Below are 13,509 nucleotides of genomic sequence, written 5' to 3'. Positions count from 1 at the left end.
TACTTTAGGGTACATGAGCACCGGAAGCGCAGAAGTGTGCCATTTGCAGGCGGTCAGAGCCGAAATAGACCGGGCTTCAGTTCCATGCGCCGACAAAGAACACGGCACAATAATGCAGCGCCGCGCCCACCACGACAAAGCCGTGCCAGATGGCGTTCTGAAAACGCAGCCGCTCCCAGACATGGAAGATCACGCCCAGCGAATAGACCATGCCTCCGGCTGCAATCAGCCAGAAGACGGCAGGCGGCAGCGATTGCACCATGGTGTCGTAGACCATCACCCCGCTCCAGCCGAGCGCCAGATAAAGCAGGATCGACAGCCTGTCGAAACGCCCCGGAAGGAAGAGTTTCAGCATGATGCCGACAAAAGCCACGCTCCACACGAACAGCAGCAGCGGCAGCGCGCGGTCGCCCATATGCATGGCAAAAGGCGTGTAGGTTCCGGCAATCAGGAGATAAATCGCCGAATGGTCGAACCGGCGCAAAAACCATTTGGTCGGCGAAACCGGCCAGATATTGTAGACGGCAGAAATTCCAAGCGCCGCCAGAAGGCTCGCGAGGTAGACGCCCGACGAGATCGAGATCGCTGCGGGCATGTTCGGCAGGAAATAGACCAGCATGGCAATCGCGCCAGCAAGCGCAAGCCCCACACCCAGAACATGGATGACGCCATCGGCCCACAGTTCGGCCCGGTCATATTTCCATTTGATGGGATGCGGCAGTCTTACATTCATGCGGTTTCCTGTCGTCGGTTCCCGAGCGCGTTTCGATCTGACTGGATCAGATCGGCGCTCCGGTCCTTGTTTTAACGCGCATCCCGAAAACCGTTTCACGCTTTTCGGGATGCGCCCTCAACAGGAAACTGCCATTACATTGCAGCGTCAAGATGACAGTTCGTTATTGAGCCGCCGGTGTGTAGGAAGCCTGTATAGGTGCTACGCCCGGAAGCGGTGCGGCGGCACCTTCCGGCAAGGAAGCAGGTTCGATGGAAGCGGCTGCCTCACGGGTCGGGCCGCTGCGCTTCCAGCTGCCGTCAAGGCCGGTTTCCTGCAGCAATCCCTTGCGCTTGGCATCATAATAATAGCCGCGCGCATAATAGCGGACCGCCTGGCTCTCGTCGCCGCCGGCCACCTTGTAGGCGCCGGACAGATAGCGAACCGCATATTTCAGGTTGGTTTCCGCATCGAGCAGGCCCTTGGCCGAACCCGTATAGCCCATGCCGCGCGCAGTCGGATGGCTGATCTGCATCAGACCCCAATAGGGCCCGTTGCGAGCAGCCGGATTGAACCGGCTTTCGCGGTGCACAACCCGGCGCACAAGGCGCTCGGGCACATCATAGGCGACGGAATATTTGGTAATGAGCGCATCGAGATCTCCCGGCGCATGGTCCGGCGTCTCGAAAGCCATATTGGCGGCAACGGAAGCGGGCGAAGCTGCGGCCTGTGCGCCCGCATAGGCCATCATCGGTTCAGACTGGCCGCGAATGCCGGGAATGGGAACGATTGCCGGCAGCACCGGATCGGAAGGATCGGTGACGGCTGCGACGGTCTGCGTTCCGGCTGCAGCGCCCGCATCGGCGGTCGCCGTGCCTGCGGCATCTGTCGCCGCGCCAGCGGCAGGGCTGCCTGCGGCGGCAACGGTCTTGCCGGATGTATCGGTCTGCGTGATCAGCGCCGTTTTCACCGGCTTGCCGCCATCGGTGGTGTTGCAGGCGCTGAGCGCCACGGCACAACCCAGAAGCAGAATGCCCTTGCGGACCATATCAGCGGAAGAAGAAAGCTGGAGACGCATGACCGGACCCGTTCTCAGGAATCGAAATCTTGTTCGATGCGTTTTTCAAGCTCGACCAGATCGTCCGGCAGAGGCAGGCCGCTTGCGCGCAGCGCATTGAGCTTCTCGCGAACCGTTTCGCGGATTTCATGAGCGTCTTGCGGCTGATTCACCATTTGCTCGAAAAGCAGCGCAATTTCCGCCTTGATGTCCTCGAATGCCATCCAGATCCTCTTGGCTTTACAGGCGTCGCAGGACACCCGTTTCAGTCAATATTCTTTCGGTCGATGAGGATCATGTACCATGCAAAAGACGGCAAACGGAAGCGCTAAACGTCAGGACACGGCCAAAATGAATATTTCAAATGGTAACAAAAAGATTAACGCACTCAGAGGATGCGGCGCACCGGCATATCTACCGCGTTGAAATTCAAGGCAAAAATAGCAAGATCGTCAAAGTCCAGCCCGCCATTCGGATCGAAGAGATAAATGCTCGACCAGACGAGCGCGATCACCAGCAAGATTGCCAGAATTGTCAGAATCAAAAGACGTCGCCCGAGCGTGGCCTTGCGGCCCGCTCCTTCCGGCGGCTGTTTGGCCATAGTCACTTGCTGCCCTGTTCAGTCGTCATTGGTCGCGTTCAGTTCATCCGGCGGGGTGCCGTGTTCCGGCTCCGCCGCGAGGTAGCCCTCGCGCACCAGCCATTTGCGCAGGATAAGCGTCACCGCCTCGGTCTGGTTGAGGCCGGGGTGCTTTTCAGCGACGAAACGCTCCAAGGCGTCGTGCACGTCCTCGGGAAGATAGATGCTCATTCATGCTCCTCCGGCTGTTCAAACGACTGTGACGGACAGTTCCCCCACGCCATCCACCTTGCCTTCCAGACGGTCGCCGCGCTTCACCGGGCCAACGCCCGCAGGCGTACCCGTAAAGATAAGATCGCCGGGGCGCAGCTCAAAGAGCGACGACAGGTAGGAAATGGTTTCCGCCACTTTCCAGATCATCTGGTTGAGGTCGCCCGACTGGCGCGTCTCGCCATTGATGGAAAGCGAAATCGCGGCGTTTTGCGGGTGGCCGATTTCCGATACCGGCACGATGGCCGAACAGGGCGCGGAATGCTCGAACGCCTTCGCCACTTCCCATGGGCGACCGGCCTTCTTGGCCACGGCCTGCAAGTCGCGGCGCGTCATGTCGATGCCGACCGCGTAGCCATAAACATGGTCCAGCGCCTTTTCGAGCGCAATGTCGGTGCCGCCGGTCTTCAGCGCCACCACCAGTTCGATCTCGTGATGCACGTCCTCGGTCTTCGGCGGATAGGGGAAATCGCCGCCTTCGATCACGAGGCAATCCGGGTTCTTCTGGAAGAAGAAAGGCGGATTGCGGGTCGGGTCGCCGCCCATTTCGATGGCGTGATCGGCGTAGTTCTGGCCCACGCAATAGATGCGGTGCACGGGAAAGCGCGCATCCGTTCCCTTCACCGGCAGAAACGGCTGCGGGGGCGGCGCGAAAACATATGTCGTCATGGGGAACTATTCCGGTCGGAAACTGATGAAGCGATTTTGCCATCATGCAGACGCAGGCGCGTCGCCGCAACCCTTGAAAGGCGCAATTCCCTGTTATCCTGCGCTCATCCTGACGATAAAATCCGCCTCGCGCGACTGTGCCGCCACCAGTTCGGCATTGGGAATATCGTTGGAAAGGGCGCGGTTCCGGGCCGTTTCGGCATCGAAGCCGAAACCGAGCCAGCGGTCGACAAGGCGGCGCTCCAGCTCGTCAAAAGGCACGTCCAGATAGACCGTCATGTCGAAAAACGGCGCAAGCTGCGCCCATGGTTCCCGGTCGAGTAGCAGGTAATTGCCTTCCACCAGAAGCACGCGATGTTCCGGCCCGACCACGGATGCGGCGGCGCGGGAAAGCTCCAGCGAGCGGTCGAAGACCGGGATGAAGATTTCGCCCTCCGCCTGTTTCAGCCGTTGCAGCAGCACCGCGAACCCGGCGCAGTCGAAGGTCGGCGGCGACCCCTTGCGGCTCAGCAATCCGCGCTTGTCGAGAATGGCGTCATCAAGGTGAAACCCGTCCATGGGCACGACGATGGACGGCGTTTCGCCGCCCTTGTTGATGGCATGGAGCAGATAGTCGGAAAGAGTGGATTTTCCGGCTCCCGGCGGGCCTGCAATGGCCACGATCAGGCGGTCGCCGGTTTGCGCCAGCCGCGCAAGAATTTCCGAAGGCAGGGCTTCGCGCTCGATAGGCGTCATGTTCGGTTTCCGTGATTCGTCCTGTCAGCCTATCAGAAACTCAAGCCGCTTCCTTCGGTCTCATCGCGCCGGTCATCAGGGCCACGGCATCCGACATGGAATATTCCTTGGGGTCGATGACCGTCAGGCGGCGTCCGAGCCGGTGAATATGGATGCGGTCGGCGACCTCGAACACATGCGGCATGTTATGGGAGATGAGCACGATGGGCATGCCGCGCCGCTTCACGTCCAGAATGAGCTCCAGCACACGGCGCGATTCCTTGACGCCGAGCGCCGCCGTCGGCTCGTCCATGATGACCACCTTGGAGCCGAAGGCGGCAGCGCGCGCCACCGCGACGCCCTGACGCTGACCACCGGACAGGGTTTCCACCGCCTGACCGATGTTCTGGATGGTCATGAGGCCCAGCTCGGACAGTTTTTCGCGCGCGATCTTTTCCATCGCGCCGCGATCCAGCATTCGGAACAGCGAGCCGAGCGGCCCCTTGCGGCGGATTTCGCGGCCCAGAAACAGATTGTCGGCGATGGAAAGCGCAGGCGACAGCGCAAGGTTCTGGTAGACCGTTTCAATGCCCGCCTGCCGCGCTTCCATCGGCGAATGAAAGCTGACCGGCTTGCCGTCAAGCAGGATTTCCCCCTCGTCCGGCTTGATCGCGCCGGACAGCGCCTTGATGAGCGAGGACTTGCCGGCGCCATTGTCGCCGATGACCGCGAGGATTTCACCGGGATAGAGATCGAAATCGGCATGATCGAGTGCGGTAACGCGACCATAGCGCTTGACCAGCCCCTTGGCCGACAGAACAGGCGTTATGTTCGTTTTCATGCGGCAGCCTTTCTGATCCACTGGTCGATGGCGACGGCGGCGATGATGAGAACGCCGATGAGGAGATAGGTCCACTGCGGATCGGTGCCCCACAGGCGCAGGCCCAGCGAAAACACGCCGACGATCAGCGCGCCGAACATGGTGCCGAGGATGGAGCCGCGCCCGCCGAAGAGCGATATGCCGCCGATCACCACGGCGGTGATCGATTCGATATTGGCGAACTGACCCGCTGTGGGTGAAACGGAACCGAGACGACCGATCATCGCCCAGCCTGCAAGCGCGCAGATGATACCGGCCAGCACATAGACCGACATGAGGATCGGCTTGACCGACACGCCGGAAAGCTGCGCCGCTTCCGGATCGTCGCCGATGGCATAGACGTGCCGTCCCCAGGCGGTATGGTTCAGCACATACCAGAGCAGCAGCACCAACAGGACCATGGCGATGACGCCATAGGTGAAGACCGCGCCGCCGATGCGGATGCTCTCGCCAAAAAATTGCAGGATCGGCGCTTCCGCCGTGATTTCCTGCGCGCGGATGGTCTCATTGGCCGAATAAAGGAAGTTGGTGGCGAGGATCACCTGCCACATGCCGAGCGTCACGATGAAGGGCGGCAGGCGCACATAGGCCACCAGAAAGCCGTTGATGAAGCCGCAGAGCGCGCCGGTGGCAAAGCCGCAGAGAACGGCAAGCTCTGCGGGAAGCCCGTAGCGGAAGGTGAACTGGCCCATCACCACCGAGGACAGCACCATGATGGCGCCGACCGAAAGGTCGATGCCGGCGGTGAGGATCACCAGCGTCTGCGCCGCCGCGACGATGCCGGTGATGGCGACCTGCTGCAGGATGAGCGTCAGCGAGAAGGCGGAGAAGAACTTGCCGCCGAGCGTTACGCCGAAGATCAGCAGCGACAGGACGAGCACGATCAGCGGCACGGCAGCGGGATTGTGATGCAGGAAATTGCGCATCCGGTAAAGCAGCGACCGGTCGCCCGCATCGAAGGAGGCGACTTCCGCCGCGCTCTGCGACAGGGTCTTTTCATAGTCCTGCATAGACGGTTTTTGTGCAGCGGAAGCCGCCTGTGGCTCACTCATCTCTGTCTCCTGCCCGCAGAAAGGGCCGGCAAATCTTGCGATCTGCCGGACCTGAACCCAAAGAGCCCGTCAGCCCCAGCACTTGTCGAGCGCGGTCTTGGTGTCGATGGACGGAACGCCTTCAACCGGCTTGTCGGTGACGAGCGACACGCCCGTATCGACAAAATCCTTGCCTTCAGTCGGCTTCGGCTTTTCGCCCGTGTCGGCGAATTTCTTGATCGCCTCGATGCCAAGTGCCGCCATCTGCAACGGATATTGCTGCGAGGTCGCGCCGATCACGCCCGCCTCGACATTCTTCACGCCGGGGCAGCCGCCATCGATGGAGACGATCAGCACGTCCTTTTCGCGGCCCACGGCCTTCAGCGCCTCATAGGCACCGGCGGCGGCAGGTTCGTTGATGGTGTGGACGACATTGATGTTCGGGTCCTTCTGGAGAAGGTTTTCCATCGCGCGGCGTCCGCCCTCCTCGTTGCCGTCGGTCAGGTCGCGACCGGCAATGCGCGGATCGTCCTCGTCGCCGAGCTTGGTCTTGTCCTTCGGATCGATGCCGAAGCCGGTGGCAAAACCCTGATCGCGCAGCACGTCGACGCTCGGCTGCGATGCGGTGAGGTTGAGGAAGGCCACATGCGCGTCCTTGGCCTTGTCGCCAAGCGTTGCCGCCGCCCATTTGCCGACCAGCTCACCGGCGAGGAAATTGTCGGTGGCAAAGGTTGCGTCCGCCGCGTCGGCTGGCTCCAGCGGCGTGTCGAGCGCGATGATGAGCATGCCCGCCTCACGCGCCTTTTGCAGCGACGGCACGATGCCCTTGGTGTCGGAAGCGGTGATGAGAATGCCCTTGGCGCCATCGGCGATGCAGGTTTCAATGGCCGCGACCTGACTTTCGGAATCGCCGTCGATCTTGCCCGCATAGGTCTTGAGATTGACGCCCAGCTCCTTGGCCTTGGCGACAGCACCTTCCTTCATCTTGACGAAGAACGGGTTGGTGTCGGTCTTGGTGATGAGGCACGCGCCCGCATCGGCGGCATTGGCCGCACTCAATGGAATGGCGGCAGCGCCAAGCGCGAAGGCAGCAAAGGCTGCCGACAGAACTGTCTTCTTCATGGACTCCTCCCAGATTGAAACCGGTTCCTCTTCCCCCGGCAGGGGAGAAGCAAAACACGGCTTTAAAACAGAGTCAATTAATAAATCCACTTGATTTATTAATGTGCTGTGTCACTCTGGAAGGCGGAGGAGAGAGGATCGAGAAGGCAGACGACAAGCTGCCACTTCATCCCGGACCTATCTTAAGCGATTGTTTTTATTTGATGTCCCGCACATTTTGGGGTTTTTCTCCTTCGATGTTTGGTTTAGGAAGTCCCGCACGCCATGGCCGCATTCCGATTGCACCCCATGGGCCGGAATCTGGGAGAGGCTATGGTCAGTCATAAAGTTGAACGCGAGCCGTACAGCGGATCGGCCGATACCGTCCCCGGTACAGTTTCCAATACAGTTTACGGTACACTTTCCGGCACGCCGGGTCCCGCCATGCAGCAATTCGCCGGGCCGGGCGCGAACGTCAATCGCGGCTCCAACCAGATCGGCGTGCGCGCCTATAATGAGCGGCTGGTTCTGGCGCTGGTGCGCAGGCACGGCGCGCTTGCCCGCGCCGACATTGCGCGCCTGACCGGGCTTTCGGCGCAGACGGTTTCCGTCATCATCCGGGCGCTGGAGAAAGACGGCCTCATCACGCAGGGCGAGCGCGTGCGCGGTCGCGTCGGCCAGCCTTCCATGCCGATGCGTCTTGCCGCCGACGGGGTTTTCTCCTTCGGCCTCAAGATCGGGCGGCGCAGCGCGGAAATCATCCTGATGGATTTTCTGGGCGCGATCCGCGAGCGGCGGCACATCACCTATCGCTGGCCGGTGCCGGATGAAATCCGCAGCTTTACCATCGACAGCGTGGCCGATTTCACCATGGCTCTCGATCCCGGCAAACGCGGGCGCATTGCAGGGCTCGGCATCGCGCTTCCCTTTGAACTGTGGAACTGGGTCGAGGAAGTGGGCGCGCCAGCCGCGGACCTGGACGCGTGGCTCGGTGCGGATCTGGTCGGCGATTTCGCCCATGCATTCTCGTTTCCGGTCTTCATCCAGAATGACGGAACGGCGGCTTGCGGCGCGGAACTGACCTTTGGCCGCGGGCCTGAATTTACCGATTTCGTCTATTTCTTCATCGGCTCGTTCATCGGCGGCGGCGTGGTGCTGAACAACACGCTCTATCCCGGACGCACCGGCAATGCGGGCGCGCTCGGCTCCATGCCGATGCGCATGCGCGGCACGTGGGAGCGCGGCGAAACCTTGCAGCTTATCGACACGGCCTCGCTGTTCGTCCTCGAACGCATGTTGCAGGAGCGCAACCTGCCGTCCGACGACCTGTGGCTTTCGCCGGAAAACTGGCGCAATTTCGGCACCCCGCTCGACGAATGGGTGGCGCTTGCCGCGCGCGGGCTGGCCCATGCGGCGGTGGCGGCTGCTTCCGTCATCGACTTTCCCGCCGCCGTCATCGACGGCTGGCTGCCGGGCAATGTGCGCCACCGCATCGTGGAAGCGACCCGCATTGAGCTTTCATGTCTCGACTTGCAGGGCCTGCGCGCGCCGGAGATCATCGAGGGCAAGGTTGGCGTCCATGCCAAGGCGGTGGGCGCGGCGAGCCTGCCGCTTTCCAACCGCTACCTGTTCGACCAGAGCGTGCTGTTCAAGGATGCAGGCTGACACAACAAACACACGCTTTGTTATTTTCAATCAATAAGTTTGATCTATGTTGTCTTGCAATGACCGCAAATGCCGACAAGTTAACCGCTTGAAACCATTGAATCGAACGGGAAAAACATGACCGTCAAGACGATTGCGACCACGCCATACCAGGACCAGCAGCCGGGCACTTCGGGCCTGCGCAAGAAGGTTCCGGTTTTCCAGCAGCAGAACTATGCTGAAAACTTCATCCAGTCGGTTTTCGATGTGCTGGAAGGCTTCGCCGGCAAGACGCTCGTGGTCGGCGGCGACGGACGCTATTACAATCGCGAAGTGATCCAGAAGCTGATCAAGATCGCCGCCGCCAACGGTTTTGGCCGCATCATGGTCGGTCAGGGCGGCATTCTTTCCACGCCTGCCGCTTCCAACATGATCCGCAAATACAAGGCTTTCGGCGGCATGGTGCTTTCCGCCAGCCACAATCCCGGCGGTCCGAATGAAGATTTCGGCATCAAGTATAATATCGGCAATGGCGGGCCTGCGCCGGAAAAGATCACCGAGGCGATCTTCGCCCGCTCAAAAGTGATCGACCAATATAAAATTGCCGATGTGGCGGATGTCGATATCGACAGGATCGGCACCACACGGATCGGCGATACCGAGGTCGTCATTTTCGATCCGGTCACCGACTATGCCGAACTGATGGAAAGCCTGTTCGACTTCGATGCCATCCGCGCCATGATCAAGGGCGGGTTCCGCATGAAGTTCGACGCGATGCATGCCGTGACCGGGCCTTATGCCAAGGAAATCTTCGAGAAGCGGCTCGGCGCGCCGGAGGGCAGCGTGGTCAATTTCGTGCCGCTGCCGGATTTCGGCGGTCATCACCCGGACCCGAACCTCGTTTACGCCAAGGATCTCTACGATCTGCTGATGTCCGATAATGCGCCGGATTTCGGCGCGGCTTCCGATGGCGATGGCGACCGCAATCTCATCATCGGGCGCGGCATCTTCGTCACGCCATCCGATTCGCTTGCCATGCTTGCCGCCAATGCGCATCTGGCGCCGGGCTACAAGGACGGCATCAAGGGCATTGCGCGCTCCATGCCGACAAGTGCAGCCGCCGACCGCGTGGCGGAAAAGCTTGGCATCGGCATGTTTGAAACGCCGACCGGCTGGAAGTTCTTCGGCAATCTGCTCGACAATGGCAAGGTGACGATCTGCGGCGAGGAAAGCTCCGGCACCGGCTCCGACCATGTGCGCGAAAAGGACGGCCTGTGGGCCGTGCTGCTCTGGCTTAACATTCTGGCGGTGCGCAAGCAGAGCGTGAAGGAAATCGTCGAGGAGCACTGGGCGCGCTTCGGGCGCAACTATTATACCCGCCACGACTATGAAGCGGTCGATTCGGATATCGCAAAGCAGCTTGTTGCGGATCTGCGTGGCAAGCTTGCCGCCCTGCCCGGCACGACCGTCAACGGCCTCACGATCGAGAAGGCCGATGACTTCGCCTATCGCGATCCGGTCGACGGCTCGGTGAGCGAACATCAGGGCATCCGCATTTATTTTCCCGAAGGTGGCCGCGTGGTGCTGCGCCTCTCCGGCACCGGCACATCGGGCGCCACCATCCGCATCTATATCGAACGCTATGAGGCGGATGCCGCGAAGCACAATCTCGATACGCAGGAAACGCTGGCTCCCTATATCGAAGCGGCAGAACAGATCGCGGAAGTGAAGAAACGCAGCGGACGTGACGCGCCGTCGGTGGTGACTTAGGGCAGTAGGGCAGTAGGGCAGTAGGGCAGTAGGGCAGTAGGGCAGTAGGGCAGTAGGGCAGTAGGGCAGTAGGGCAGTAGGGCAGTAGGGCAGTAGGGCAGAGAAGGATATGGTTGGCGCGGTCATCCGCAACCAAAACATACTCCCCTACTCCCTTACTCCCCTATTCCCTTAACATACTGCCCTACTGCCTTATTGCCTTAACCCCCTACTCAAAAACAATCGCCGGCGCTGCACGAGCGCCCTTGCCGCCCTTCATGTTTTCCCAGACCTTCCGGGCAATCTCGCGATAGATTTTCGCGTGTTCGCTGTCCGGGTCCTTGACGGTGATCGGGGTTCCGGCATCCGAATAGGCGCGCACATCCATATGCAGCGGCACTTCGCCGAGGAACGGCACGTTCAGCCGCTCGGCTTCCTTGCGCGCGCCGCCATTGCCGAAAATATCGTAGCGCGTGCCGGTATCGGGCGCGATGAAATAGCTCATATTCTCGACGATACCGAGAAGCGGCACATTCACCTTGTGGAACATGTTCAAGCCCTTGCGCGCGTCGATCAGCGCGAGATCCTGCGGCGTCGAAACGATAACCGCGCCCGCCAGCGGCACCTGCTGCGCCATGGTAAGCTGCGCGTCGCCGGTGCCGGGCGGCATGTCGACCACCAGAACGTCAAGCTCGCCCCAGGCCACTTCGCGCAGCATCTGCGTCAGCGCCGACATGACCATCGGCCCGCGCCAGATCATCGGCGTTTCCTCATCGACCATGAAGCCCATGGACATGACCTTGACGCCGTAGTTTTCCATCGGCTTCAGCGTGCGGCCCTCGATCGTTTCCGGACGGCCGGAAAGGCCGAGCAGGCGCGGCATGGACGGCCCGTAAATATCGGCGTCCAGAATGCCGACCTTCAACCCGTTGGCGGCAAGGCCGAGCGCCAGATTGACCGCCGTGGTGGATTTGCCGACGCCGCCCTTGCCCGATGCGACGGCGATGATCGCGCCGACGCCCGGAATGCCGGGTTTTGCCGCCGGGCGCGGCTGGGGTGCATGTCCATGCTTGCCCTGTCCGGAAACCGCGACGGGGCGCGGTGCCGGTTGCGGCTTTGGCGGCGGCGGTGCGTCGTCGCTGGTGCGCCCGCCCTTCTTTTCTGCCGTAAGCGTGACCAGCGCGCCGGTGACGCCCGGGATTTCCTTCACGGCCTTTTCAGCGGCAAGCCGCATCGGTTCCAGCGCGTCGGCGCGCTCGGCAGGGACCGTGATGGAGAAGAAGACCTTGCCGTCGGCAATGAAGATATCCGACACCAGACCGAGCGACACGACATCGCTTTCGAAATCCGGTCCCGTCACGGCCCTCAGCCGTTCCTGAACCTGTTCGCGTGTTACGCTTGTCATTCCGATTCCTTTAATGAAGGCAGGAAGGGAGTAAGGGAGTATGTATGGAACATATTGCCCTACTGCCTTATTGCCCTATTCCCTTATTCCTTATGCCTTTTTCACCAAAAGGCCAATGCCCACCCGGGCTCGTTTCACGCGGCCTCCTCACAAACGGCAGCCTCGGGGCGATGGCCCATGAGGTAAAGCGCGCAGGTCGTGCGCAGCATGGAGGCGAAGTTGGGGATCGCGCCATTGGCCTCCAGCGCTTCATCGTAAAGCGTGGATATGAAGCGGGGCGTCGTCAGGTTCTGGCTGGCCGCGATCTCGTCCAGCAGGCGCCAGAAGGTGGCCTCCAGCTGAATGCTGGTGGAATGGCCGCCTATGCGCACGGAGCGATTGATCTGCCGGTAGCCTTCCGGGTCCTGCTCGGCGAAAACCTTGCACATGGGTTCCTCCGTTGGTTCAGAGCACGAACTTGGCTGTGGTAGCCGATTGCCACCACGCCGCCGTTTTTTCTACCATAATCGACAACCAGCAAGACAATCGCAAGCCGCATTTGACGAAGCGGCAAAGAAACAGGAGCAGCTTGTGGCCAAAGCCATTCATTCGATGATCCGCGTTCTCGACGAGGAAAAATCCGTTTCCTTCTACAAACAGGCCTTTGGCCTCGATATTGCCGAGCGCATCGATTTCGAAACCTTCACGCTGATCTATCTGCGCAATGCCGAAGCCGATTTCGAAGTCGAGCTGACGGTCAACAAGGGCCGCACCGAGCCTTACAATCTGGGCGACGGCTACGGCCATCTTGCCGTCGTGGTCGATGATGTCGATGCCGAACATGCCCGCTTCACGAAACTTGGCTTCAAGGTCGGCAAGCTTGTCGATTTCAAGAACAACGGCGTGCAGCTCGCCCGCTTCTTCTTCGCGGAAGACCCGGACGGCTACAAGATCGAAGTTCTGCAACGCGGCGGGCGCTACCAGTAGGCCCGCCCCATCGTCTTCCACGGCCTGGAGGAGAGGCCGTGATGGACGCAAATGCCAGCATTCCCGGTGGTGAAAATCTCCGGGAACGCACAGCCAGCCCGCCCATTCCGGACGGGCAAGCAATGGAGGAGAACCGAATGACAACCGTTTTCGACGGTCTTTCCAGCAGGCAGAAAAAGACGCTGTCGCGCCGCGACGTTCTCAAGCGCGGCGCGGGGCTCAGCCTCGGCGCCATGCTGGTCATCAGCGGCAATGCCGTTATCTGCCCGCAATTCGCATGGGCGCTTGAGACCGCCACGCTCAAGCCCGAGACCATGGCGACCCTGATCCAGCTCGCACGCGACATCTACCCGCACGACAAGCTGCCGGACCGTTTCTACGCCATCGCCGTCAAACCCTATGACGCGGATTCCGCCAAGGACGAGACGCTGAAGAAGCTGATCGAGGACGGCGTTGCCGATCTGGACAAGCGGGCCGGAGCCGGAGGCTATCTGGGACTTGGCTGGGAGGAAGAGCGCGTCGCCATCCTGCGCGATATAGAGAAAAGCCCCTTCTTCCAGAAGGTGCGAAGCGGGCTTGTGACCGGCCTTTACAACCAGAAGGAAATCTGGCCGCTCTTCGGCTACGAGGGCGAGGCCTATTCCAAGGGCGGCTACATCCAGCGCGGCTTCGACGATATCGAATGGCTGTAAGCGCCCCGGCGCGAAAACACACCGGTTACAAAGCGGCAC

At 60.9% G+C, this 13,509-nt stretch carries 16 protein-coding genes; 4 read left to right on the top strand and 12 right to left on the bottom strand.

Annotated features, from left to right (window positions below; genetic code table 11):
- Nucleotides 1-76: 76 nt before the first annotated feature.
- From trhA to F9K78_RS10035, 10 genes are all read right to left on the bottom strand, one after another.
- Nucleotides 77-733 carry a PAQR family membrane homeostasis protein TrhA gene (trhA, locus tag F9K78_RS10080; RefSeq protein WP_121987066.1) on the bottom strand — a complete coding sequence of 219 codons (657 nt, stop codon included), beginning with the start codon at nucleotides 731-733 and terminating at the stop codon, nucleotides 77-79.
- A 163-nt stretch (nucleotides 734-896) separates the two neighbouring features.
- Entirely contained in the window at nucleotides 897-1,790 is an 894-nt protein-coding gene (locus F9K78_RS10075; RefSeq protein WP_121987067.1) for a lytic transglycosylase domain-containing protein, read from the bottom strand.
- Nucleotides 1,791-1,804: 14 nt separating this feature from the next.
- Nucleotides 1,805-1,993 (bottom strand): hypothetical protein, encoded by a 189-nt coding sequence (locus F9K78_RS10070; RefSeq protein WP_121981380.1) that lies wholly within the window; start codon nucleotides 1,991-1,993, stop codon nucleotides 1,805-1,807.
- 164 nt (nucleotides 1,994-2,157) lie between these two features.
- Nucleotides 2,158-2,370, bottom strand: a complete 213-nt coding sequence (locus F9K78_RS10065) for a hypothetical protein (protein ID WP_121987068.1) — start codon at nucleotides 2,368-2,370, stop codon at nucleotides 2,158-2,160.
- A gap of 18 nt (nucleotides 2,371-2,388) precedes the next feature.
- Nucleotides 2,389-2,580: a ribbon-helix-helix domain-containing protein gene (locus F9K78_RS10060; RefSeq protein WP_121981378.1), complete on the bottom strand. Its 192-nt coding sequence runs from the start codon at nucleotides 2,578-2,580 to the stop codon at nucleotides 2,389-2,391.
- Between the two features lie 18 nt (nucleotides 2,581-2,598).
- On the bottom strand, nucleotides 2,599-3,288 hold the full coding sequence (locus tag F9K78_RS10055) for a fumarylacetoacetate hydrolase family protein (RefSeq protein WP_121987069.1): 690 nt from the start codon (nucleotides 3,286-3,288) through the stop codon (nucleotides 2,599-2,601).
- Between the two features lie 93 nt (nucleotides 3,289-3,381).
- Nucleotides 3,382-4,023 carry a nucleoside/nucleotide kinase family protein gene (locus F9K78_RS10050; RefSeq protein ID WP_121987070.1) on the bottom strand — a complete coding sequence of 214 codons (642 nt, stop codon included), beginning with the start codon at nucleotides 4,021-4,023 and terminating at the stop codon, nucleotides 3,382-3,384.
- A 40-nt stretch (nucleotides 4,024-4,063) separates the two neighbouring features.
- Nucleotides 4,064-4,843, bottom strand: coding sequence for an ATP-binding cassette domain-containing protein (locus F9K78_RS10045; RefSeq protein WP_121987071.1), 780 nt, complete (start codon nucleotides 4,841-4,843; stop codon nucleotides 4,064-4,066).
- Complete coding sequence (locus tag F9K78_RS10040; RefSeq protein WP_121981375.1) at nucleotides 4,840-5,934, bottom strand: ABC transporter permease; 1,095 nt, start codon at nucleotides 5,932-5,934, stop codon at nucleotides 4,840-4,842. The genes F9K78_RS10045 and F9K78_RS10040 overlap by 4 nt, the downstream gene beginning before the upstream one ends.
- Before the next feature lie 69 nt (nucleotides 5,935-6,003).
- Nucleotides 6,004-7,035 (bottom strand): sugar ABC transporter substrate-binding protein, encoded by a 1,032-nt coding sequence (locus F9K78_RS10035; RefSeq protein WP_121981374.1) that lies wholly within the window; start codon nucleotides 7,033-7,035, stop codon nucleotides 6,004-6,006.
- A 312-nt stretch (nucleotides 7,036-7,347) separates the two neighbouring features.
- Here F9K78_RS10035 and F9K78_RS10030 point away from each other — a divergent pair, with 312 nt between their 5' ends.
- Both F9K78_RS10030 and F9K78_RS10025 read left to right on the top strand, forming a co-directional pair.
- Nucleotides 7,348-8,679 (top strand): ROK family transcriptional regulator, encoded by a 1,332-nt coding sequence (locus F9K78_RS10030; RefSeq protein WP_121987072.1) that lies wholly within the window; start codon nucleotides 7,348-7,350, stop codon nucleotides 8,677-8,679.
- 117 nt (nucleotides 8,680-8,796) lie between these two features.
- Complete coding sequence (locus F9K78_RS10025; protein ID WP_121987073.1) at nucleotides 8,797-10,428, top strand: alpha-D-glucose phosphate-specific phosphoglucomutase; 1,632 nt, start codon at nucleotides 8,797-8,799, stop codon at nucleotides 10,426-10,428.
- 208 nt (nucleotides 10,429-10,636) lie between these two features.
- On the opposite strand, the gene apbC is transcribed toward F9K78_RS10025, so the two are convergent.
- The gene (gene apbC, locus F9K78_RS10020) at nucleotides 10,637-11,812 is read right to left on the bottom strand and encodes an iron-sulfur cluster carrier protein ApbC (protein ID WP_121986937.1); all 1,176 of its coding nucleotides are present in this window, start codon (nucleotides 11,810-11,812) and stop codon (nucleotides 10,637-10,639) included.
- Nucleotides 11,813-11,946: 134 nt separating this feature from the next.
- On the bottom strand, nucleotides 11,947-12,240 hold the full coding sequence (locus tag F9K78_RS10015; protein WP_006471202.1) for a ribbon-helix-helix domain-containing protein: 294 nt from the start codon (nucleotides 12,238-12,240) through the stop codon (nucleotides 11,947-11,949).
- A 142-nt stretch (nucleotides 12,241-12,382) separates the two neighbouring features.
- Here F9K78_RS10015 and F9K78_RS10010 point away from each other — a divergent pair, with 142 nt between their 5' ends.
- Nucleotides 12,383-12,778, top strand: coding sequence for a VOC family protein (locus F9K78_RS10010; protein WP_121981370.1), 396 nt, complete (start codon nucleotides 12,383-12,385; stop codon nucleotides 12,776-12,778).
- Between the two features lie 137 nt (nucleotides 12,779-12,915).
- Nucleotides 12,916-13,470: a gluconate 2-dehydrogenase subunit 3 family protein gene (locus F9K78_RS10005; protein WP_122066375.1), complete on the top strand. Its 555-nt coding sequence runs from the start codon at nucleotides 12,916-12,918 to the stop codon at nucleotides 13,468-13,470.
- The last annotated feature ends 39 nt before the right edge of the window (nucleotides 13,471-13,509 follow it).

The organism is Brucella pseudintermedia (assembly GCF_008932435.1).
Lineage (GTDB): Bacteria > Pseudomonadota > Alphaproteobacteria > Rhizobiales > Rhizobiaceae > Brucella > Brucella pseudintermedia.
The sequence above is the reverse complement of the archived record's forward strand: the minus strand, read 5'-3'. Positions and strand labels throughout refer to the sequence as shown.

Excerpts from the sequence above, each read along its gene's own strand:
- F9K78_RS10040 (WP_121981375.1), bottom strand. The coding sequence starts at position 5,934 with ATGAGTGAGCCACAGGCGGCTTCCGCTGCACAAAAACCGTCTATGCAG.
- apbC (WP_121986937.1), bottom strand. The coding sequence starts at position 11,812 with ATGACAAGCGTAACACGCGAACAGGTTCAGGAACGGCTGAGGGCCGTG.
- F9K78_RS10075 (WP_121987067.1), bottom strand. The coding sequence starts at position 1,790 with ATGCGTCTCCAGCTTTCTTCTTCCGCTGATATGGTCCGCAAGGGCATT.
- F9K78_RS10070 (WP_121981380.1), bottom strand. The coding sequence starts at position 1,993 with ATGGCATTCGAGGACATCAAGGCGGAAATTGCGCTGCTTTTCGAGCAA.
- F9K78_RS10025 (WP_121987073.1), top strand. The coding sequence starts at position 8,797 with ATGACCGTCAAGACGATTGCGACCACGCCATACCAGGACCAGCAGCCG.
- trhA (WP_121987066.1), bottom strand. The coding sequence starts at position 733 with ATGAATGTAAGACTGCCGCATCCCATCAAATGGAAATATGACCGGGCC.
- F9K78_RS10055 (WP_121987069.1), bottom strand. The coding sequence starts at position 3,288 with ATGACGACATATGTTTTCGCGCCGCCCCCGCAGCCGTTTCTGCCGGTG.
- F9K78_RS10035 (WP_121981374.1), bottom strand. The coding sequence starts at position 7,035 with ATGAAGAAGACAGTTCTGTCGGCAGCCTTTGCTGCCTTCGCGCTTGGC.
- F9K78_RS10050 (WP_121987070.1), bottom strand. The coding sequence starts at position 4,023 with ATGACGCCTATCGAGCGCGAAGCCCTGCCTTCGGAAATTCTTGCGCGG.
- F9K78_RS10005 (WP_122066375.1), top strand. The coding sequence starts at position 12,916 with ATGACAACCGTTTTCGACGGTCTTTCCAGCAGGCAGAAAAAGACGCTG.
- F9K78_RS10015 (WP_006471202.1), bottom strand. The coding sequence starts at position 12,240 with ATGTGCAAGGTTTTCGCCGAGCAGGACCCGGAAGGCTACCGGCAGATC.
- F9K78_RS10045 (WP_121987071.1), bottom strand. The coding sequence starts at position 4,843 with ATGAAAACGAACATAACGCCTGTTCTGTCGGCCAAGGGGCTGGTCAAG.
- F9K78_RS10065 (WP_121987068.1), bottom strand. The coding sequence starts at position 2,370 with ATGGCCAAACAGCCGCCGGAAGGAGCGGGCCGCAAGGCCACGCTCGGG.
- F9K78_RS10060 (WP_121981378.1), bottom strand. The coding sequence starts at position 2,580 with ATGAGCATCTATCTTCCCGAGGACGTGCACGACGCCTTGGAGCGTTTC.
- F9K78_RS10030 (WP_121987072.1), top strand. The coding sequence starts at position 7,348 with ATGGTCAGTCATAAAGTTGAACGCGAGCCGTACAGCGGATCGGCCGAT.